Origin of the sequence: Delftia sp. Lp-1, from assembly GCF_020523835.1 — a bacterium.
In the GTDB taxonomy this organism is placed as follows: Bacteria; Pseudomonadota; Gammaproteobacteria; order Burkholderiales; family Burkholderiaceae_C; genus Comamonas; species Comamonas acidovorans.
Map to the genome: position 1 here is coordinate 603,391 of NZ_JAJALJ010000003.1, position 19,684 is coordinate 623,074.

Consider the following 19,684-nt stretch of genomic DNA (forward strand, 5'->3'; position numbering starts at 1 on the left):
GAGGCTTGCCAGTGTGAAACCTCAACCAAAGTTGAGGTCAAATGCAGGCCTGCTTGGACCTATTTTTCCTGCGCCTATTTTCCCGCTGCCATGAATCTGTCTTCTGCCGGTGTCACCGCGTCCGACCATGACGGGCCGGCCATCCTTTCCGTGGGCGAAGTGGCCCGGCGCAGCGGCATCACCGTCTCGGCCCTGCATTTCTACGAGCGCCAGGGACTGATCGAGAGCCTGCGCACGCCCGGCAACCAGCGCCGCTATGCGCGTGCCGTGCTGCGGCGCGTGGCGGTCATCAGGGTGGCCCAGCGCATGGGCGTGCCGCTGGCCGAGATTGCCGAGGCGCTGCAGGACCTGCCCAGCGGCCGCACGCCCACGCAGGCCGACTGGGCTGCGCTGTCCGCGCGCTGGCGCCATGCGCTGGATGCGCGCATCCAGGGCCTGACCCAGCTGCGCGACCAGATCGACGGCTGCATTGGCTGCGGCTGCCTGTCCCTCAAGGTCTGCCCGCTGCGCAATGACGGCGACTGCCTGGCCGAAGACGGGCCGGGACCGCACTTTCGCTGAACAGGCATGCGCCCTGGACGGAACTAGTGCTTGGGCATGGGCAGCGTGGGTGTGCGCGTGCACATCCAGCACAGCCAGCCGGCCAGCGCGCCCATGACGATGCAGTAGGCGACCAGGGCCTCGGTGATGCCGATATGGTCCGAGAGCCAGCCCAGGCCCAGGATGGGCACGATGGTGCCCAGGTAGCCGACCACCAGGTACGTGGACAGCAGGCCCGTGCGTGTGGCCGGCGTGGAGACCTTGTTGACGATGGACATGCCCGCCAGGTTGCACAGGCCGTGGCCCGCCGCCGTGGTGATCACGCTGAGCGCGAACAGCAGGGCCGAGCCCGCGAAGCTGTTGACCAGCAGCAGGAGGTTGCAGGCCACCAGGCAGGCAAAGCCCACAATGGCCGAGCCCTTGGTCGGGCGCGGGCGCGCCAGGTACTGGAAGCCCGCCGAGAGGAACAGGATCACGCCGATGGACAGGCCCGAGACAGCCGGCCCGTGCCAGGGCACCATGCGCTGCATGAAGCTGGGCGCCAGCGATGCGAACAGGCTGAACATGCCGAAGGCGCAAAACGCGCACATGCCGCCCAGTGCGTAGTGGCGCGCAAAGCGGCGCTCCGGCAGCGTGATGGTGGGCATGAAATCACGCCAGTGCAGCGCGCGTGCCTGGGTGGATGCCAGCTCGGCCGGCTCGGCGATGCGCACCTGGTACAGCGCATAGACGGCCAGCAGCCCCAGCCCCAGCGAGGGGATGTAGGCCGTGACCAGCGGCCAGGGCAGCCACTGCGCGATCAGCCCGCCTACCACCGGCCCCAGCCCGAAGCCGAAGGCAATGGTCAGGCTGGTCGTGGCCGCGGCACGCTGCAGGTCGCCCCGGTTGTTGAGCCGGGTCATGCCCACCGAGGCCGAGGTGGTGATCAGCCCCGAAGCCACGCCGATGACCACGCGCCCCAGCGCAAAGCTGGGCACGTTCCAGGCCACGGCGGAGGCCAGCACGCCCAGCGTCATCAGGATCAGCCCGGCGCGCAGCACGGTGACAAAGCCGAAACGGTCGGTCAGCCGGCCCAGGAACAGCAGGCTGGCCAGCGCGCCGAACATATAGGCCACGAAGATCTGCGTGATGTGGCTGGGCTGCAGCCCCCAGGCCTGCTGGTACAGCGGGTACAGCGGGCTGGCCAGGGCGGTGCCCATGACACCCACGCACATGGAAAAACACACCCACGCATAGGGTGGCCAACGGGTTTGCATAGAAAAGGGAGCGAAAAGGGAGCGCGAAGAAAGCGAAGGGGAAAGCGGCGCTGCGCAGGCCTGGCGCCACCGGGGCGCCACGGCACTGTCCGGGAGCGCATGGAATCTGGAATGACCCGCAGGCCAATGGGTGAATTCTAAGAAACCCGCGTGTCCTGAGTGTTTCGCTGCCTCCGAGCCCCTGGCATGGACCCGGGCATACCGCTGGCAACGTACGCCGGGCGGGCGGGTGTACCCTGTGGCCGTCCCTGTGTTTTCCCTTGTCCAGAGAGTCCGGCATGCCAGTTCCATCCTCCGCTTTCATGACCTCCCAACCATCCCGCAAGGCAGCGTGGACCGCGCTTGGCGCCTGCGCGCTGCTGCTGGCCGGCTGCGGCTCGGTGGGCGGCGGCGTGGGCATCGGAATTCCGGTCGGTCCCGTGTCGGTGGGCGTGGGGCTGGGCAGCGGCGGGCTGAGTGCCGGAGTCGGCACGGGCGTGGGCCCGGTCGGCGTCGGTGTCGGCGTCAACCAGAGCGGCCAGGTGCTGGGCAGCGCAGGCGTGGGCGCCTCCACGGGTGTGGGCGGCGCGCGGGTCGGCGTGGGCGTGGGCTCATCCACCGTGCTGCACGATCCGCAGCGCTCCAACGTTCAACCGGCCCCGGCCCAGGAGCCAGCGCCTGCCGCCCCGCCTCAGACCCCGGCCGGCCAGGTGCAATGGCGTGATGCCAGCGGTCAGGTCGTGCCGACCTGCCGCGTCGATGGACGTTGCTGAACCGGTGCGAGAGAGGGGAAAGGCGCGTAGCGCCTCAGGGGGTGCTTCTGATCACCCCGCCCAGACGATGCGGTCGCGACCAGCGTTTTTTGCGAGATAAAGGCGCCGATCGGCATCGGCCAGCAGTTGCTGGGCACTGTTGGTGGGCGAAGGCGCAATGCAGGCCACGCCCAGGCTCACGGTCAGCGCCTGGCCCAGGGGCGAGGCGGCATGGGGCAGGTCCAGCAGCCTGAGCGCATCGACGATGCCCTGCGCCACCAGCACCGCGCCATCCAGCGCCGTATGGGGCAGCAGGCAGACGAATTCCTCGCCCCCATAGCGCGCCAGCAGGTCGCCCGGCCGGTGCAGTGCGCCCTGAATGGCCTGGGAGATCTGGCTCAGGCATTCATCGCCGACCAGATGGCCGTAGTGGTCGTTGTAGGCCTTGAAGTGGTCCACGTCCATCATCACCAGCGACAGCGGCTCGCCCAGGCGCTGCAGGCGCATGAACTCGCGCTCCAGCTGGGCACTGAAGAAGCGCCGGTTGGCCACGCCCGTCAGCCCGTCGCTGTGCGACAGCAGTTGCAGCATCTGGCGCTGCTGCGCAATCTCCAGATGCGTGCGCACGCGTGCCTTGAGCACGGCCGGGCGAAAGGGCTTGGTCACGAAATCCACGGCGCCCAGGTTCAGGCCCAGTTCCTCGCAATGGGGCTCGGTCAGCGCGGTGAGGAAGATGATGGGGATATGCGCGGTCTGCAGGTCGGCCTTGAGGCGTCGGCAGACCTCGAAGCCATCCATCCCGGGCATGCGGATGTCCAGCAGGATGAGGTCGGGCAGGTACTGGCGGGCCAGGGTCAGCGCGTCTTCGCCGGTGTAGGCCACAAGCGGGCCGCACAGATCCTTGATCACCTGGCAGATGATGGTGGCGTTGTCCGGAACGTCGTCCACCACCAGCACCTTTTGCGCGGCAGGCAAGGGCTGTAGCGGGTTGGGCAGCGATGGTGGGAAGGCGGAGTAGGGCATGGCCGATGGGATTTCGGGCCGAGAATACCCCGGAACCCGCAGCCCTGGATAGGGCGCCGCGGGCCTGGACAATTTGTAAAGATATCTGTCTTCGGGAGGCAGGCAGCCCGGTGGCCTCAGGCGTATAGAGGCTCTTCCTGCATGGCCTCGATCTGCTCGTTGAGCATGTCCACCTGCCCGCGCCAGTAGTCGGGCGTGCCGAACCAGGGGAAGTTGATGGCAAAGATCGGGTCGTCCTGGCGCCGCGCCAGCCAGGCGCTGTAGTGGATCAGGCGCAGCGTGCGCAGCGGCTCGATCAGGGCCAGCTCGCGGCGGTCGAAGGGCCGGAACTGTTCGTACCCATCCAGCAGGGCGCCCAGCTGGCGCGTGCGCTGGCCCCGGTCGCCCGACAGCAGCATCCACAGGTCCTGCACGGCCGGGCCCGTGCGCGCATCGTCCAGGTCCACGAAATGCGGGCCGCCGCGGCCTTCGTCGTCCAGCGGCGTCCACAGCACGTTGCCGGGATGGCAGTCGCCATGCAGGCGCAGCGTGCGCGCGCTGTGCAGGCCGAAGTGGCCGGCTGCGCTCAGGCCGTCGGCAGCGGGTGCCATCAGGTCCAGGGCGCGCTGGCAGGCGGCCTTCCAGGTGGATTCCACTTCCAGCGGAATCATTTGCCGGTCCAGCAGCCACTGCATGGAGTCGTGGCCGAAGGTGGCCAGATCCAGCGCGGGCCGGTGCGCAAAGGGCCGGGCCGCGCCCACGGTATGGATGCGGGCCAGGAAGCGCCCGGTCCACTCCAGCACCTCGAAGTCGTCCAGCTCGGGCGGACGGCCTCCGCGCCAGGGGCTGACCGAGAAATCAAAGCCCGCGTGGCTGTGCAGCGTGGCGCCTTCCAGCACCAGCGGGGGCACGGCGGGCACTTCGGCGGCCGTCAGCTCGGCGCTGAAGGCGTGCTCTTCCAGGATTTGCGCGCGGCTCCAGCGGCCCGGGCGGTAGAACTTGAGCACGACGCGATCGCCGTCTTCCAGTACGGCCTGGTAGACGCGGTTTTCGTAGGAGGCCAGGGCCGTGAGCCGGCCGTCGCCCCACAGGCCGACCGAGGCCAGGGCGTCGAGCACCACGTCGGGCGTGAGGCGGGCATAGGCGTGCGAGTCGTCGTCGGGGACGACATTCAGATCAGGATCGTGCGGTGTGGCGGACATGGGCCGATTGTCGCCGGGCTGGCTTAAGCTGTGCGGCTGCCTAGCCTTCGCCGATTCGCCCGCCGTGCCGCTGCTGCCCCATTTCCTGCAATCCCATGCCATAGCGAGCGCCAACGCCAGCGCCAGCTCCAGTGCAGCAGGCGCATCCGACGACTGGAGCGGCTGGCACCTGGGCCGGCGCCGCTATGCGGTCTGGGTGCTGGAGCTCCATGCGATGGGCCCTGGCGAGGGCGAAGCCGTGCGCCGCGCCTGTGCGCAAGCGCGCCAGGCCCTGGCCGCTGCGCTGGTTCCGCGGTACGAGCGGCAGCTGCATGTGACCCTGGCCACGGCTGGTTTTCTGGATGGCGATGCGGCCCTGCCGGATGCCTACGGCGCGGCGGAACTATCGCGCGACTTGCACGCGCTGCAGGACCTGCCGGCCGCACCGCTGCAACTGGAATTCGGCGGCTGGAGCAGTTTCGAGATGGCGCCCTATCTGCAGGTGCGCGACCGCAGCCAGGGCGGGCCCACGCTGGGCATGCTGCATGGTGCACTCAGGCCGGCAAGACCTGGGTTGGCGCTGACCGAGGCGCTGCGCCCCTACGTGCCCCATGTGACGCTGGGCGCCTGGAACGCCGCCTGGCCGCGCGCCCAGGTGCTGCAATGGATAAGCGGCCTGCCGGTGCTGGAGCACTGGCAGGCCGCCGTGGGCGAGATCGCGCTGGTCAGCTATGCGGCCGACGCCTTGCACGGCCCGTTGACCTGCCATGCACGCTACGACCTCCGGGGTCGCAGGCTGCAATGGCGGGAGCGGCCGGGCTGGGCCTGATCAGACCAGGGTGATCTGCACGTCGATGTTGCCGCGCGTGGCGTTGGAGTAGGGGCAGACCTGGTGGGCTGCGTCCACCAGGGCCTGGGCGGCGGCCTTGTCCATGCCGGGCAGGCTGACCTTCAGGCGGGCAGCGATGCCGTAGGCGTTGGGGATGGTGCCCAGGTCCACTTCGGCGTCGATGGACAGGTCCTGCGGCAGGCTGATCTTCTGCTTGCCGGCCACCGCCTTGATGGCGCCGATGAAGCAGGCCGAGTAGCCTGCGGCGAACAGTTGCTCGGGATTGGTGCCCGTGCCGCTGGTGCCTGGCGAGGAAAGGGTCACGTCCAGGCGTCCGTCATCGGTGCGCGAGGCGCCGTCGCGGCCGCCGGTGGTGTGGGCACGTGCGGTGTACAGGACTTTTTCGAGCTGGGCCATGGTGTCTTCCTTTTGCAAAGTTGTCCGGCTGTGCGGACGGGTGGAGGAAATCGGCAATCCGTTGTCAGTCGCTGCGGCGCGGCGCCAGCCGCTCGCGCAGTGCGCCGAGTTGCTGCGTCAGCGCCTGCAACTCGGGCAGCGTGCACTGTGTGCTTTGCAGCACGCAGGCGGGAATCTTTTCAGCCGCATCGCGCAGTGCCCGGCCTTGCGGGGTGAGCGTGATGCGCACGCGGCGCTCGTCCTGTGCATCGCGCACCCGCTCCAGCAGGTTCGCGCCTTCGAGCCGCTTGAGCAGCGGCGTCAGCGTGCCCGAATCCAGGGTCAGCTGCTCGCCGATCTCCGACACGGTCAGGCCATCGCGCTCCCAAAGCACCAGCATCACCAGGTACTGCGGATAGGTCAGGCCGATGCCGTCGAGCAGGGGCTTGTAGAGCTTGGTCATGGCCAGCGACGCCGAGTACAGCGCAAAGCAGACCTGGTTGTCCAGGCGCAGAAGCTCGGGGGTGTCGGTGGGCAGGGCGTTGCGTGGCATGGGTTGAATTATTGCTGTCAATTAAATTGTGCACAACTTAATTGATGAAATCCCTCCAGATCGGAGGGGGAAGATCGGGAGGGCGAGAAAGGCCTATCGGCCCGTGAAGCGCGCGGGGCGTTTCTCGATGAAGGAGCGCACGCCTTCGGCGGCATCCTCGCTGCTGGCCAGGCGCTGCTGCACGGGAATGAAGTCGGCCACGGCGGCGGCCTGGCCCAGCTCGATGGCCTTGAGCACATTGAGCCGCGTGGCCACCACGGCCTGCGGTGCCTGGGCGGCAATCCGCTCGGCAATGCGCAGGGCCTCGGCCAGTTCCTGGCCGGCCGGCACCACCTTCTGCACGAAGTTCAGGCGATAGGCCTCGGCGCTGTCGAACTCATCGGCCGTGAGCAGGTGCAGCATGGCATTGCCCACGCCCGCACGCTCGGCCATGCGCAGCGTGGCGCCGCCCGTGGGCATGATGCAGCGCTGCACTTCCAGCTGGGAAAAGCGGCAGTCATCGGCCGCGACCACGATGTCGGCGCCCAGCATCAGCTCGATGCCCACCGTGAAGCAAATGCCCTTGACCGCCACCACCATGGGCTTGGCGCGGCGCCGGTAGCCGACCAAGCCGTAGTCGTGCGGCTCCACCAGGCCTTGCGGGATGGCCTTCCTGCCCGAGCGCAGGTACTCCGCCATCACCGGCAGGTCCAGCCCCGCCGTGAAATGGCTGCCAAACGCATGCAGCACGCCCACGCGCAACTCTGGATCGTCGTCCAGGCGCGTATAGGCCTCGGCCAGCTGCTGGAACATGGGTGGCGTCCAGCCGTTGCGCTTGGCGGGGCGGTTGATCCCGATCAGCAGCACATGGCCGCGCACTTCGCAGCTGATGCAGCCTTCGGGCGGCGGGGTGGGGGTGTTGATGTCCATGGTTGTCTCCTGCGCATGGACCTTAGAGCAGGCCGCTGGAGGGCGCAGTCGCGCAGAAGACGGCCGGCCCGTGCGGGCCGGCAGGCAAAGGCCGTGTATCAGTAGCTGTACACGCCGCGGCCCGTCTTGCGGCCCAGGCGGCCGGCGGCGACCATTTCCTTGAGCAGGGGGCAGGGACGGTACTTGCTGTCGCCGAATTCCTTGAGGTAGACCTCCATCACGGCCAGGCACACGTCCAGGCCGATCATGTCGGCCAGGGCCAGCGGGCCGATGGGCTGGTTGCAGCCCAGCTTCATGCCGGCGTCGATGTCCTCGGCCGATGCCAGGCCTTCGGCCAGCACGAAGAAGGCCTCGTTGATCATGGGCACCAGGATGCGGTTGACCACGAAGCCGGGGGCGTTCTTGACGGTGATGGGGCTCTTGCCCAGGCGCTCGGACAGTTCCTTGACCGTGGCGTGCGTCTCGTCGCTGGTCTGCAGGCCGACGATGATCTCCACCAGCGCCATCATGGGCACGGGGTTGAAGAAGTGCATGCCGATGAACTTGTCGGCACGGCCCGTCACGGCGGCCAGCTGGGTGATGGAGATGGACGAGGTGTTGGTGGCGACGATGACGTCGGCATCCAGCAGGGCATCCAGCTGCTTGAGGATCTTGACCTTGAGCTCGTAGTTCTCGGTGGCGGCTTCGATGACCAGTTGCGCGCCCTTGAGCGCCGCGTAGTCGGTCGATGTCTTGATGCGGGCCAGGGCGGCGGTCTTCTCTGCCTCGGTCAGCTTTTCCTTCTTGATCAGGCGGTCCAGGCTGCCCGAGACGGTGGCCACGCCCTTTTGGACGGCGGCCTCAGAGATGTCCACCATGACCACGTCGATGCCCGATACCGCGCAGGCCTGCGCGATGCCGTTGCCCATGGTGCCTGCGCCGATGATGCCTACGGTTTGAATTGCCATGACTGTCAGTCTCCTCAAACGAACAAAGTGAATGCGAACGTGAATGCGATCCGGCGATCGTAGCGGGATTCGGAGCATCCACCGGGTTTGCCCCGGCTTGCGGCGCCGCGCAGGCGACTGCAACAGTGGATGGCTACACCGCAGGGGAGGGGAGACATGCTGGACTACATCGTGATCGGAGGGGGATCGGCGGGCTCGGTGCTGGCCGGGCGGCTCAGCGAGGATGCCGAGACGCAGGTGGCGCTGCTGGAGGCCGGGCCCCCCGACTCCAGCGTGCTCATCCACTGTCCGGCGGGCATGGCCGCCATGGCCAAGGGCGGGCGCCACAGCTGGGGCCTGTCCACCGTGCCGCAGCCGGGCCTGGGCGGGCGGCGCGGCCACCAGCCGCGGGGCAAGGTGCTGGGCGGCTCCAGCGCGGTCAACGCCATGGTCTATGTGCGCGGCCAGCCGGCCGACTACGACCACTGGGCGGCCCAGGGCAACCCGGGCTGGAGCTGGAGCGAGGTGCTGCCCTATTTCCTGCGCGCCGAACACAACGAACGCGGCGCCGATGCCTGGCATGGCGCGGGCGGGCCGCTGAACGTGGCCGACCTGCGCGATCCCAACCCGCTGTCGCGGGCCTTCGTGCAGGCTGGCGTGCAGGCCGGCCATGCGCACAACGCGGATTTCAACGGCCAGGCGCAGGAGGGCGTGGGGCTGTACCAGGTCACCCAGCGCAACGGCGAGCGCCACCACGTCGCCAAGGCCTATCTGGCGCCGCACCGTGCCAGGCCCAATCTGCGCGTGGAAACGGGTGCCCAGGTGCTGCGCATTCTGTTCGAGGGCCGGCGCGCCGTGGGCGTGGAGTACCTGCAGGGCGGTACGGTGCAGCAACTGCACTGCCGGCGCGAGGTGCTGCTTTGCGGCGGCGCACTGCTGTCGCCGCAGCTGCTGATGCTGTCTGGCGTGGGGCCGGGCGATCACCTGCGTTCGCTGGGCATCGATGTGGTCCACCATCTGCCCGGCGTGGGCGCCCATCTGCATGACCACCCGGATGTGGTGCTGGTGGTCGATGGCGCGCAGCTGACCGACAGCTTCGGCCTGTCACTGGGCGGTGCGCGCAGATTGCTGGCCGCCGTGGGCCAATGGCGTAGCCAGCGGCGCGGCATGCTGACCACCAACTTTGCCGAGGCGGGCGGCTTCATCCGCAGCAGCCCTGGCGAGCCTGCGCCCGATCTGCAACTGCACTTCGTCGTCGCCAAGCTGGTGGACCACGGGCGCAAGACGGTCTGGGGCCATGGCTATTCGCTGCATGTCTGCGTGCTGCAGCCGGCCAGCCGGGGCAGCCTGCGCCTGGCCAGCGCCGACCCGCTGGCCCTGCCGCTGGTGGACCCGGCCTTTTTCTCCGACGCGCAGGACCTGCGGCGCATGGTGAACGGCGTGCGCCGCGCCCACGAGATCCTGGCCCAGCCGGCGCTGGCGGCCCTGGGCGGGCGCGAGATGCCGGCCTCGGCCGGCGCGCAGGACGATGCAGGCATCGAGGCCTTCATCCGCAGCCATGCCGACACCATCTACCACCCCGTGGGCAGCTGCCGCATGGGGCCGGGGCCCATGGACGTGGTCGATGCGCAGCTGCGTGTCTACGGCATCAAGGGACTGCGCGTGGTCGATGCCTCGGTCATGCCGCGCATCGTCAGCGGCAACACCAATGCGCCCACGGTGATGATCGCGGAGAAGGCGGTGGACATGATCCGCGGGGGAGCCCTCTAGGTGCCTGGCGTGCGCCCGTGCGCCATGGCCTGCTCCGGGATGGAGGCCGACGGCTGCGGCCCCTGCTCCTCGGACGCGGCCACCGGACTCAGCCGCACCTGCGTCCAGCAGTCGCGCCCGCGGCGCTTGGCGGCGTAGAGGGCGGCGTCTGCGGGGGGCAGCATCAGTTCCAGGCACAGGCCGTTCCAGGCCTGGGGTGCGTGGGCGCAGCCGGCGCTGAAGCGGACTTCGAAGCCCAGCACCTTGCGCGAGGCCTGCAGCAGCGCGGACTGCAGGCGGGTGCACAGGGTGTCCACACCGTCGTCCGTGGTGTAGAGCAGCAGGCAGAACTCCTCGCCGCCCCAGCGCGCGGCGATTTCGTCGCTGCGCAGCTGCTGCTGCAGCAGGCGGGCGAACAGGCACAGCGTCTGGTCGCCCACGGCGTGGCCGTGCTCGTCGTTGACATGCTTGAAGTGGTCCAGGTCCAGCATCACCAGGGCCAGGGCCTGGCGGTGGCGTTGGGCATGGGCCAGCATGGCGGGTGCGCGCTCCAGCAGGGCGCGGCGGTTGGGCAGCCCGGTGAGCATGTCCTGCAAGGCCAGGTCGCGCAGTTGCTGGCTGGTCTCGTCGCGCCAGGCCACGAGCACGGCCACCATGAGCAGCGTGCTGCTCAGCGTGGTCAGCAGGGCGAAGATCTGGTTGGCGCCGCTGTCCGCGGTGAAGCTGGGCAGGAAGGGCGTGGCCAGGGCCAGGTAGCTGCGCACGAACAGCATCAGCCCCATGAAGGCGGCCACGCCGCACATCAGGTAGCGCCAGCTGCGCGCCACGGGCCGCTGTGGGTCCAGGCACAGGCCGGCCAGCGCCATCAGGCACAGGCCATGGACGGCGCTGAACCAGCCGGTGCGCAGGGCCGCCTGAGGCAGCAGCAGCGCAAAGCCCAGCGGCCCCAGCACGCACAGCGCGATCAGGCCGCGTTCCAGCAGCATCGGGCGCGGCCCCAGCCATTCACGCAGGGCGCGCGCCATCTGCCACTGGGCGGTGGCGGCCAACGCCGCCGCGCCCAGCGACAGCAGGTCACGTCCCATCAGGCCGTGGGGCAGGCGGCTGGCGATCAGGATGAGGGTCCAGGCCAGGGCCTGCATCAGGAAGAAGTGCTGCGCATGGCGCGCCGCACCGCTGACGCGCCGCCCCATGGCCAGCGGCAGGGCGGCCGACATGGCCATCATGTTGATGGCCACGACGGCGGTCATGGAGAAAAAGTCCAGGGTGGGCAGCGTGGATGGCATGTGCGTCCCTGGATGGCGGTGCGAAGCGTGGCCCGTGAGAAGCGGTGGCCGGTGGCGGGGCGCTACTGGAACGCCACCTCCGCGAAGCTGCGCAGCTTGCGGCTGTGCAGGCGCTGGGTGCCGCCTTCGCGCAGTATGTCGATGGCGCGCATGCCGATGCGCAGATGCTGGTCCACGCGCTCGCGGTAGAAGTGGTTGGCCATGCCGGGCAGCTTGATCTCGCCGTGCAGCGGCTTGTCGGACACGCACAGCAGCGTTCCATAGGGCACGCGGAAGCGGAAGCCGTTGGCCGCGATGGTGGCGCTTTCCATGTCCAGCGCCACGGCGCGGCTCTGGCTGAAGCGCAGCTGGGGCAGGTTGTTGGGCAGCAGCTCCCAGTTGCGGTTGTCGGTGCTGGCCACGGTGCCGGTGCGCATGATGCGCTTGAGGTCGGGGCCGTCCATCTGCGTGACGTCGGCCACGGCCTGCTGCAGTGCCAGCTGGATTTCGGCCAGCGCGGGAATGGGCACCCACAGCGGCAGCTCCTCGTCCAGCACATGGTCCTCGCGCACATAGGCGTGGGCCAGCACGTAGTCGCCCAGTTGCTGGCTGTTGCGCAGGCCCGCGCAGTGGCCCAGCATCATCCAGGCGTGCGGGCGCAGCACGGCAATGTGGTCGGTGATGGTCTTGGCATTGGCCGGGCCCACGCCGATGTTGACCATGGTGATGCCGCTGTGGTCGGCGCGCACCAGGTGGTAGGCCGGCATCTGCGGCAGGCGCGGCGGCGGCGTGCCCAGCTCGTCATTGGGCTGGGCCGGCAGGCCGGTGCGGCGCGTGACCACGTTGCCGGGCTCGATGAAGGCAACGTACTCGCTGTCTTCCCTGGCCATCTCGGCGTGGCCCAGGCGGATGAACTCGTCGATGTAGAACTGGTAGTTGGTGAACAGCACGAAGTTCTGGAACCACTCGGGCTGGGTGCCCGTGTAGTGGCGCAGGCGATGCAGCGAGTAGTCCACGCGCGGGGCGGTGAACAGGGACAGCGGCAGGGCCTCGCCGGGATGCGGGCGCCAGGTGCCGTTGGCAATGCCGTCGTCCATGGCTTCGAGGTCGGGCAGGTCGAACACGTCGCGCATCAGCTGGCGCCGCTCGCGCGTGAGCGTTCCCTCGATGTGGTCGTTCTCGGCGAACGAGAAGTGGATGGGAATGGGCTTGTCGCTCAGGCCCACCTCCAGCGGCACGCCGTGGCTCTTGATCAGCAGGCGGAACTGCTCGGCGTAGTAGCGCGAGAACAGGTCGGGCCGCGTGAGCGTGGCCTCGTGCGTGCCCGGGCCCTCGACGAAGCCGTAGGCCAGCTGCGTGTCGGCGCGCGACACGGTGCTCGTGTGCATGCGAACGAAGGGGTAGTAGGCGTGGACGGGAGCGGCCGGGGTTTCGCCGGAGACGAAGCGCTGCATGTTCGAGCGAAGGTGCTCTATCTGCTCCCGGTAGATCTGCTGTACGTGCTCCAGGGCCCGCTGGGGGTCGGTGTGCAAGGTGGCTGCGGCCCTGGAGGCCTGCGAGGGGTTGTGAAGCAAAACCATGGGCTATTGTCGTTGGACTGGATGACTGTTGTGCAATTGCCAGGCGCGCGCCCTCTCGGCCGGCAGGGGGGGCGCCACAAGGTATCCCTGCATCATGCCGCAGCCCAGCTCGCGCAAAAGCGCCAATTGGGCAGGTGTTTCCACGCCTTCCGCCACGATGTCCAGGTGCAGGCTGTGGCCCATCTGCACGATGGCGGTGACGATGGCCGTGTCGTCCTCGCTATCGGGGACGTCGGCGATGAAGGAGCGGTCTATCTTGAGCTGGTTGATCGGGTGGCGGCGCAGGTAGGCCAGCGAGGAGTAGCCGGTGCCGAAGTCGTCGATGGCCAGGCCCACGCCCAGGGCCTGCAGCGCCTGCAAGGTGTCCTGCACCTGCCCGCTGGTGTGCATCAGCGTGGACTCGGTCAGCTCGATGTGCAGCCAGCGCGCCTCCAGCCCCGTTTCTTCCAGCACCTGTGCCACCTCGCGCGCCATGTCGCGCTGGCGGAATTCCAACGCCGAGAGGTTCACGGACAGCGGCACCGGCGCCAGGCCCTCGTCCTGCCACTGGCGCGCCTGGCGGCAGGCCTCGCGCAGCACCCAGTGGTCTATGGCCGAGATCAGGCCGCGCGCCTCGGCAAAGCCGATGAACTCGCCGGGCAGCACCAGGCCGCGCTGCGGGTGGCGCCAGCGCACCAGCGCCTCGAAGCCCGCCAGCCGGCCATCGGCCGTGAAGGTCTGGGGCTGGTAGTACAGCTCGAACTCGCCGCGCTCCAGCGCGCCGCGCAACTGCTGCTCCTGCATCAGCATCTGGGCCTGGGTGGCCTGGCCGTCCTGGGCGGGTGCATAGAACTGCAGGTTGCGGCGGCCGCTGTCCTTGGCCATGTGCATGGCGCTTTCGGCGCGGTTGAGCAGCTCTTCGGCGTTTTTCCCGTCGCCGGGGTACATGGCGATGCCCATGCACGGCGAGATCACCAGCGGCGTGCCATCGATGGCGCAGGGCGCCTCGATGATGCGCTGCAGGTGGCTGGCCTGTGTCTCGGTTTCCTGCGGATCGGGATCATCGGTGAGCACGACCACGAATTCGTCGCCGCCCACGCGCGCCACCAGATCATGGGCGCGCACGCTGCCGCGCAGGCGCTGGGCGACCTCGCACAGCAGCAGGTCGCCGGCCTGGTGGCCCAGCGAGTCGTTGATGGTCTTGAAATGGTCCAGATCGATGAGGAGCACGGCCAGCGTGCGCTGCTTGACCGAGGCCAGCGACAGCGCCTGGCGCAGCATCTGGATCAGGCGCACGCGGTTGGGCAGCTGGGTGAGCTGGTCGTGCTGGGCCAGGAAGTCCATGCGCTCCTGCGCCAGCTGGCGCAGCGTGATGTCGCGCACCAGCACGATGCGGTAGGGCCCGCCCTCGGCCGGCATGGTCTTGGCCTCGATCTCCACGGGGATGCGGTGGCCGTCCTTGTGCTGGATGGCGCCGTCGAAGCGGTCCTCGCGGCCGCTGCGCATGTATTGCAGTGCGTAGAGGCGGAATTCGGGGCAGATGTAGTCGAGGATGGGGCGGCCGGTCAGCTCGTCCAGCGTGTAGCCGGCCAGGCGGGACAGGGCCTCGTTGCCGTCGATGATCAGGCCGTCGCGGTGCATGACGATGGCCTCGGTCGTGACCTCGGTGAACTTGCGCATGCGCTCTTCGCTGTCGCGCACCTTCTGCGCCACATGGTGGTGGTGGCTCACGTCGGTGATCTGCACCACGGCGCCCTGCAACTGCCCGTGCTCGAAGTGCGGCATCAGCAGCGATTCGATATGGCGAGGCGGTCCATCCGGCTGTGGCACCTCGCGCTCGTAGCGCACATGTTCGCCGCGCAGGCCGCGCTCCACATGCTCGGCGATGAGCTGCCACACGGCTTCGCCCACGATCTCGCGCACGGTCTTGCCGACCGCCTCGGCGGGCGTCAATCCGAAGTTGCGTGCGTAGTTGATGTTGGCGAAGCGGCAGCGCAGCGTGCGCGCATCGAAGTAGGCCAGCATGGCCGGAGCCGTATCTGCTATCAGCCGCAACAGCGCATCGTCGGGCCCCGTGTCTTGCGCATCGATGTTCTCTGGCATGCGTCCCCCTCGCTGGGGATTTATAGCGGAATCGCCGAGATTTTGATAGCGCTCTTGTGCGAGGGTGAGCGGCCGCTGACGCGTGGGAGCGCGTGCGGCTGTCGGGCATCGGGGGCCGCCATGGCGGCCTGTCTTTTTTTTGCAGCGCCGCATCACGTGCGGCGCGGCTTCTTTACTTGAGCAGGTCCTGCACCTGGCCCAGTGCAGCCTGGGCGCACTTGTCGTCCAGGTGGCCGCCGGGCGCGCCGCCGATGCCCACGGCGCCGATCACCTCGTTGCCCACCTTCACCGGCAGGCCGCCGCCCAGCAGCAGGTAGCCGGGAATGTTCACCAGGTTGGCGGCGCCAGGGTTCTTCTGCGCGCCTTCCATGATGGCCAGCGTGCTGTTCTTGGCCGATGCGGCCGTATAGGCCTTCAGGCGGCTGGCCTCCAGCGTGTGGGGGCCGGCATTGTCGGCGCGCTGCACGGCGCGCACGGTGCCGGCACGGTCCACCACGGTGGCGGTGACGGCATAGCCGTCGGCGGCGCAGGCGGCCACGCTGCGTGCGGCGATCTGGTTGGCCAGCTCCAGCGACATGTTCTTTTCCGTGCGCACGGCCTCGGCCTGGGCGGCGGTGGTGATCAGGCCCAGGGTCAGGGCAGCGAGGGTGGCGAGCTTGGTGGCTTGGCGTTGCATGGTCTTCTCCTTGGGGGTCAGTACGGCCCGGGCCACACGCCCGGACGGCATGCACGCACTGTAGAAAATGCCGCCGCCGCGCACCATTCGGACGGTTACGCGCGGCGCTGCGTAGAAATACGGAGAAGACGGGCGCGCTGCTGGGCGAGGAGGTGGCGCTTCAGGCGCCTGCCGCCGTGTCTGCCAGGCTGGCGTAGCGGCGTATGAGCTGGGCCAGGCTGGGCGCCTCCAGCTTGGCGAAGAGGTTGGCCCGGTGCGTTTCCACCGTGCGCGGCGACAGCTCCAGGCTGCGGCCTATCTCCTTGTTGGTCAGGCCCTGCACGATCAGCGCCAGCACCTCGCGCTCGCGTGCCGAGAGCTGGGCGAAGCGCTGCTGCGCATCGCGGTCGGCCTGCTGGCGTTCGCGCGACTGCACATGCTGGCGCACGGCGCCTTGCAGCGCGTCGATCAGCACCTCGTCATCCACGGGCTTTTCCAGGAACTCGGCCGCGCCGGCCTTGAAGGCCCGCCGGCACATGTCCACCGTGCCATGGCCGGTGAGCATGATCACGGGCTGGTCCACGCCCTGCTCCACCAGCCGGCCCAGCAGGGCCAGTCCGCCGATGCCGGGCATGCGCACGTCCATCACGATGGCGCCTATGCCCTGGCGGTCCAGCCCTTCGAGAAAGGCCAGCGGATCGGCCCAGCACTGCACGCGCAGGCCCACGGTGCCGATCAGCAGGGCCAGGCTGTCGCGCACGGCCTCGTCGTCATCGACCAGATGGATCAGCGGGGACAGGTCTTGGGCAGGCGCGGCGGTCATGGGTTCGGTGGTGGTGGTGTGGATGCGGTGGGGGCGGCGCGTGCCGTGGATGCATTGGCGCATGCACTGGCGCACGCCGCAGGCAGCAGCAGCTCGAAGCGGGCTCCGCTGTCCGGTCCCGAGGCGGCCAGCTCCAGGCTGCCGCCCATGGATTCGGCCAGGCTCTGGCTCAACGTCAGGCCCAGGCCCAGCCCCTGGGCGCGGCCCGTGGCAAACGGGGTGAACAGGCGCTGGCGCATCTCGGGCGCCACGCCGGGTCCGCTGTCCTGCACCGCCACCAGCAGGCGGGTGTCGCGTCGTTCCAGTTCCACCCGCAGATGGCGTGTTGCGGGCGGCTGCTCGTGCATGGCCTGCAGCGCATTGACCAGCAGGTTGTGCAGTATCTGCTGCACGGCCACGGGGTCGGCCTGGGCGGCGGGCAGATCGGCGGCCTGCACTTTCATCTGCACCTTGACCTGGACCTGGCGGCGCCGCAGCTCGGGCTCCAGCAGATAAAGCGCTTCGGCAACGGCCTGGTTCAGATCCAGCGGCTCGGCCTGGGGCGCAAGCCCCGGTTGCTCCACCAGGCGGCGCAGCCGGCCTACCACGGCGGACGCGCGCTTGGCCTGCTCGGCCGCCTGCGTCATGGCCTGGCGGGCGGCGTCCATCTCGGGCGGGTCCTCGGCCAGCAGGCGGCGCGCGGCCTGGCTGTTGGACAGCACGGCCGTCAGCGGCTGGTTCAGCTCATGCGCCATGCCGGCGGCCAGTTCGCCCAGCGTATTGAGCCGCGCCACCTGGCCCAGCTGCAGCAATTGCTCGGCGCGGCGGCGGGCCACGCGCTGGCGCAGCAGGGCGCGCAGCGCGGCCACGGCCAGCGCGCAGCCCAGGGCCCAGCCCAGCATGGCCGTCCAGGGCAGCACCGAGGCGTCCAGCGGCTGGCGCAGGTACAGCACCAGCGGCTGGCTGGGCGAGGCCAGGGTCTTGCTCACCTCCCAGGACCATGTGTTCCAGCCTGGCGAGCCGGTGCTGCCGGGCTGGATCAGGAATTCCTGCCCGCCCAGGGCCAGCCAGGCGCGCACCGGGCTGGTGGCGGGTGGCATGGGCCATTCGTCAGCAGGAATGGTGGCGCGCAGGTCCAGCAGCAATGCATAGCTGGCCGGCAGCCCGGCCTGCACCAGGTACAGGCGGCCCCGGGTGAGATCGGCCAGGGCCAGTTCGGCATGGCCGCTGGCCTGGGAGCGGCGCTCGGCCTCGGCCATGCCGTGCGGCCAGGGCGCGGGCCAGGACTCGCCTGCGGCGGCCGAGCGGCGCGCCACATCCAGCACCTGCGGATACAGGCGCGGCAACTGCTTCCACGAGGCCTGGTCTGGCGCGGGCTGGCGCGGCTGCAGCAGGGCCAGCGTGCCCAGGATGGCGTCGTGCTGCACCATGCGCTGGCTCAGCAGCCGATGGGCAATGCGGGCATCGGTATCGAAGACCTCGCGCAGCGACTGCAGGCGAGCGTGCGCCAGCCAGGCCGCGCCGCAGCCTGCGGCCACGGCCCAGGCCAGCACCCACCCCGCTGATCGCTGCCATCCATTCATGGCGCGGATTCTGGCATGCGGCCCGCGCAGGCAGTGGTCTAATCCGCAGCACCCCCACCTATCGCAGCGCAGCATGGCCGAGTCCACTCCATCTACCGCCAACGCACCCGACTGGATGGCGCCGCACAGCCTGCTGCGCATCTCGGTCGTTGTGGCACTGCTGACCATCGTGCTCAAGACCCTGGCCTGGTGGCTCACGGGCTCGGTGGGCCTGCTGTCGGACGCGCTCGAATCCTTCGTCAACCTGGCCGGTGCCGTGTTCGCGCTGACCATGGTCACCATCGCCAAGCGGCCGGCCGACACCGATCATCCCTATGGCCACCACAAGGCCGAGTACTTCTCTGCGGGCTTCGAGGGCATCCTGGTAATCGGCGCCAGCCTGGCCATCGCCTGGGCGGCGCTGGCGCGGCTGTGGAACCCGCAGCCGCTGGAGCAACTGGGCTGGGGCCTGGCGCTGTCCGTGGTCAGCTCGGCCCTCAACGGGCTGCTGGCCGTGGCCATGCTGCGCTCGGCGCGCCAGCACCGCTCCATGGCGCTGGAGGGCGATGCCCGCCACCTGCTCACCGATGTCTGGACCTCGGCCGGCGTCGTCATCGGCCTGATCGGCGCAGCGCTCACAGGCTGGCTGTGGCTGGACGCGGCCGTGGCCATAGGCGTGGCGCTCAACATCTGCGTGCAGGGCGCGCAACTGGTCTGGCAGTCGTCCCAGGGCCTGATGGACCAGGCGCTGGACGCGCCCGAGCGCCTGCGCATCGACGCCGTTCTGGACCGCCATGCGCACCGCGAGCATGGCGTGGTCTTTGACAACATCTCCAGCCGGCGCGCCGGCGAGCGCAGCTTTGCCGATCTGCACATGCATGTGCCCGGTGACTGGAGCGTGGCCCGCGCCGCGCGGCTGCGCACCGAGATCGAGGCCGAACTGCTGCAGGCCGTGCCCGGACTGTATGCGCGCATCGAGCTGCTGCCGCTGGGCATGCAGACCGCCATGGAAGCCGCCATCGAGGCGGCGGGCCAGGCGGACACTCCTTCCCCATCCACCGACAAGAACCCCGAACAATGATCAGCATCCTGCAGCGCGTGAAACAGGCCCGCGTGGAAATCGACGGCCAGCTCGCCGGCAACATAGGCCCCGGCCTGCTGGCCCTGGTCTGCGCCGAGCGCGGCGACACCGAGGCCGAAGCCGACAAGCTGCTGGCCAAGATGCTCAAGCTGCGCATCTTTGCCGACGACACGGGCAAGATGAACCGCAGTGTGCAGGACCTGGACGGGCAGGGCGCCTGCGGCGGCCTGCTCATCGTCAGCCAGTTCACGCTGGCGGCCGACACCGGCGGCGGAAACCGCCCCAGCTTCACGCGCGCCGCGCCACCGGCCGAGGGCGAGCGCCTGTACGACTACATCGTGCAGCGGGCGCGCGCCCTGCACCCGGAAGTCGCCACGGGCCGCTTCGGGGCCGACATGCAGGTGCACCTGCTCAACGACGGGCCCGTAACCATTCCGCTGTCGATAGCTCCGGCCACCGCGGCATAGCGCGCTGCAGACCTGCTGTTCTGGGGCGGATTCTGGCGCGATTTGCGAGCGCGGCCTGGTCGGAACATGCCCGCAAAGCCCGTATTCTTGCGGCCTCAGCATTCATCGACAGACCGAC

19 protein-coding genes are annotated in these 19,684 nt (G+C 69.1%); 6 read left to right on the forward strand and 13 right to left on the reverse strand.

The genetic code is table 11. The features are described 5' to 3' along the window. Positions 1 to 90 precede the first annotated feature (90 nt). The gene (gene soxR, locus LGR64_RS23735) at positions 91 to 561 is read left to right on the forward strand and encodes a redox-sensitive transcriptional activator SoxR (protein ID WP_013804325.1); all 471 of its coding nucleotides are present in this window, start codon (positions 91 to 93) and stop codon (positions 559 to 561) included. A gap of 23 nt (positions 562 to 584) precedes the next feature. Here the strand turns inward: soxR and LGR64_RS23740 are convergent, their stop codons facing one another. Beyond that, positions 585 to 1,796, reverse strand: a complete 1,212-nt coding sequence (locus LGR64_RS23740; RefSeq protein ID WP_439822635.1) for an MFS transporter — start codon at positions 1,794 to 1,796, stop codon at positions 585 to 587. Positions 1,797 to 2,074: 278 nt separating this feature from the next. Here LGR64_RS23740 and LGR64_RS23745 point away from each other — a divergent pair, with 278 nt between their 5' ends. Then, entirely contained in the window at positions 2,075 to 2,548 is a 474-nt protein-coding gene (locus LGR64_RS23745) for a hypothetical protein (protein WP_141830529.1), read from the forward strand. Positions 2,549 to 2,599: 51 nt separating this feature from the next. Here LGR64_RS23745 and LGR64_RS23750 read toward each other — a convergent pair whose 3' ends face one another. Together LGR64_RS23750 and LGR64_RS23755 are read right to left on the reverse strand one after the other, a co-directional pair. Further along, positions 2,600 to 3,550: a diguanylate cyclase gene (locus LGR64_RS23750; protein WP_141830527.1), complete on the reverse strand. Its 951-nt coding sequence runs from the start codon at positions 3,548 to 3,550 to the stop codon at positions 2,600 to 2,602. 116 nt (positions 3,551 to 3,666) lie between these two features. Beyond that, positions 3,667 to 4,731, reverse strand: a complete 1,065-nt coding sequence (locus LGR64_RS23755) for a serine/threonine protein kinase (RefSeq protein ID WP_034390131.1) — start codon at positions 4,729 to 4,731, stop codon at positions 3,667 to 3,669. Between LGR64_RS23755 and LGR64_RS23760 the strand changes: the two genes are divergently transcribed. Continuing rightward, on the forward strand, positions 4,730 to 5,539 hold the full coding sequence (locus tag LGR64_RS23760; protein ID WP_230357137.1) for a 2'-5' RNA ligase family protein: 810 nt from the start codon (positions 4,730 to 4,732) through the stop codon (positions 5,537 to 5,539). The two genes, LGR64_RS23755 and LGR64_RS23760, sit on opposite strands and share 2 nt — an antisense overlap. On the opposite strand, the gene LGR64_RS23765 is transcribed toward LGR64_RS23760, so the two are convergent. From LGR64_RS23765 to LGR64_RS23780, 4 genes are all read right to left on the reverse strand, one after another. Beyond that, on the reverse strand, positions 5,540 to 5,956 hold the full coding sequence (locus LGR64_RS23765) for an organic hydroperoxide resistance protein (protein WP_012203126.1): 417 nt from the start codon (positions 5,954 to 5,956) through the stop codon (positions 5,540 to 5,542). It lies immediately after the preceding gene. Positions 5,957 to 6,020: 64 nt separating this feature from the next. Then, positions 6,021 to 6,488, reverse strand: a complete 468-nt coding sequence (locus tag LGR64_RS23770; RefSeq protein ID WP_012203127.1) for a MarR family winged helix-turn-helix transcriptional regulator — start codon at positions 6,486 to 6,488, stop codon at positions 6,021 to 6,023. 93 nt (positions 6,489 to 6,581) lie between these two features. Then, the gene (locus LGR64_RS23775) at positions 6,582 to 7,397 is read right to left on the reverse strand and encodes a crotonase/enoyl-CoA hydratase family protein (protein WP_012203128.1); all 816 of its coding nucleotides are present in this window, start codon (positions 7,395 to 7,397) and stop codon (positions 6,582 to 6,584) included. 98 nt (positions 7,398 to 7,495) lie between these two features. Beyond that, positions 7,496 to 8,344 carry a 3-hydroxybutyryl-CoA dehydrogenase gene (locus LGR64_RS23780; RefSeq protein WP_013804319.1) on the reverse strand — a complete coding sequence of 283 codons (849 nt, stop codon included), beginning with the start codon at positions 8,342 to 8,344 and terminating at the stop codon, positions 7,496 to 7,498. Positions 8,345 to 8,500: 156 nt separating this feature from the next. Here LGR64_RS23780 and LGR64_RS23785 point away from each other — a divergent pair, with 156 nt between their 5' ends. Beyond that, the gene (locus tag LGR64_RS23785; protein WP_097203843.1) at positions 8,501 to 10,093 is read left to right on the forward strand and encodes a GMC family oxidoreductase; all 1,593 of its coding nucleotides are present in this window, start codon (positions 8,501 to 8,503) and stop codon (positions 10,091 to 10,093) included. On the opposite strand, the gene LGR64_RS23790 is transcribed toward LGR64_RS23785, so the two are convergent. The 6 genes from LGR64_RS23790 to LGR64_RS23815 form a co-directional block, all read right to left on the reverse strand. After that, on the reverse strand, positions 10,090 to 11,358 hold the full coding sequence (locus LGR64_RS23790; RefSeq protein WP_141830519.1) for a GGDEF domain-containing protein: 1,269 nt from the start codon (positions 11,356 to 11,358) through the stop codon (positions 10,090 to 10,092). The two genes, LGR64_RS23785 and LGR64_RS23790, sit on opposite strands and share 4 nt — an antisense overlap. A 62-nt stretch (positions 11,359 to 11,420) precedes the next feature. Next, positions 11,421 to 12,917, reverse strand: coding sequence for an AMP nucleosidase (locus tag LGR64_RS23795; protein ID WP_034390135.1), 1,497 nt, complete (start codon positions 12,915 to 12,917; stop codon positions 11,421 to 11,423). A 3-nt stretch (positions 12,918 to 12,920) separates the two neighbouring features. Further along, positions 12,921 to 14,999: a putative bifunctional diguanylate cyclase/phosphodiesterase gene (locus LGR64_RS23800; protein WP_034390137.1), complete on the reverse strand. Its 2,079-nt coding sequence runs from the start codon at positions 14,997 to 14,999 to the stop codon at positions 12,921 to 12,923. A 172-nt stretch (positions 15,000 to 15,171) separates the two neighbouring features. Then, on the reverse strand, positions 15,172 to 15,675 hold the full coding sequence (locus LGR64_RS23805; protein WP_185750891.1) for a GlcG/HbpS family heme-binding protein: 504 nt from the start codon (positions 15,673 to 15,675) through the stop codon (positions 15,172 to 15,174). A gap of 160 nt (positions 15,676 to 15,835) precedes the next feature. After that, positions 15,836 to 16,477 (reverse strand): response regulator transcription factor, encoded by a 642-nt coding sequence (locus LGR64_RS23810; protein ID WP_013804314.1) that lies wholly within the window; start codon positions 16,475 to 16,477, stop codon positions 15,836 to 15,838. Continuing rightward, positions 16,474 to 18,039, reverse strand: coding sequence for a sensor histidine kinase (locus LGR64_RS23815; protein WP_141830513.1), 1,566 nt, complete (start codon positions 18,037 to 18,039; stop codon positions 16,474 to 16,476). Before LGR64_RS23815 ends, LGR64_RS23810 begins: the two co-directional genes overlap by 4 nt. Before the next feature lie 73 nt (positions 18,040 to 18,112). Here LGR64_RS23815 and LGR64_RS23820 point away from each other — a divergent pair, with 73 nt between their 5' ends. Further along, a complete protein-coding gene (locus tag LGR64_RS23820) occupies positions 18,113 to 19,099 on the forward strand; it encodes a cation diffusion facilitator family transporter (RefSeq protein WP_230357139.1) in 987 nt (328 codons plus the stop codon). Beyond that, positions 19,096 to 19,566 (forward strand): D-aminoacyl-tRNA deacylase, encoded by a 471-nt coding sequence (gene dtd, locus LGR64_RS23825; RefSeq protein ID WP_230357141.1) that lies wholly within the window; start codon positions 19,096 to 19,098, stop codon positions 19,564 to 19,566. The genes LGR64_RS23820 and dtd overlap by 4 nt, the downstream gene beginning before the upstream one ends. Positions 19,567 to 19,684: the final 118 nt, after the last annotated feature.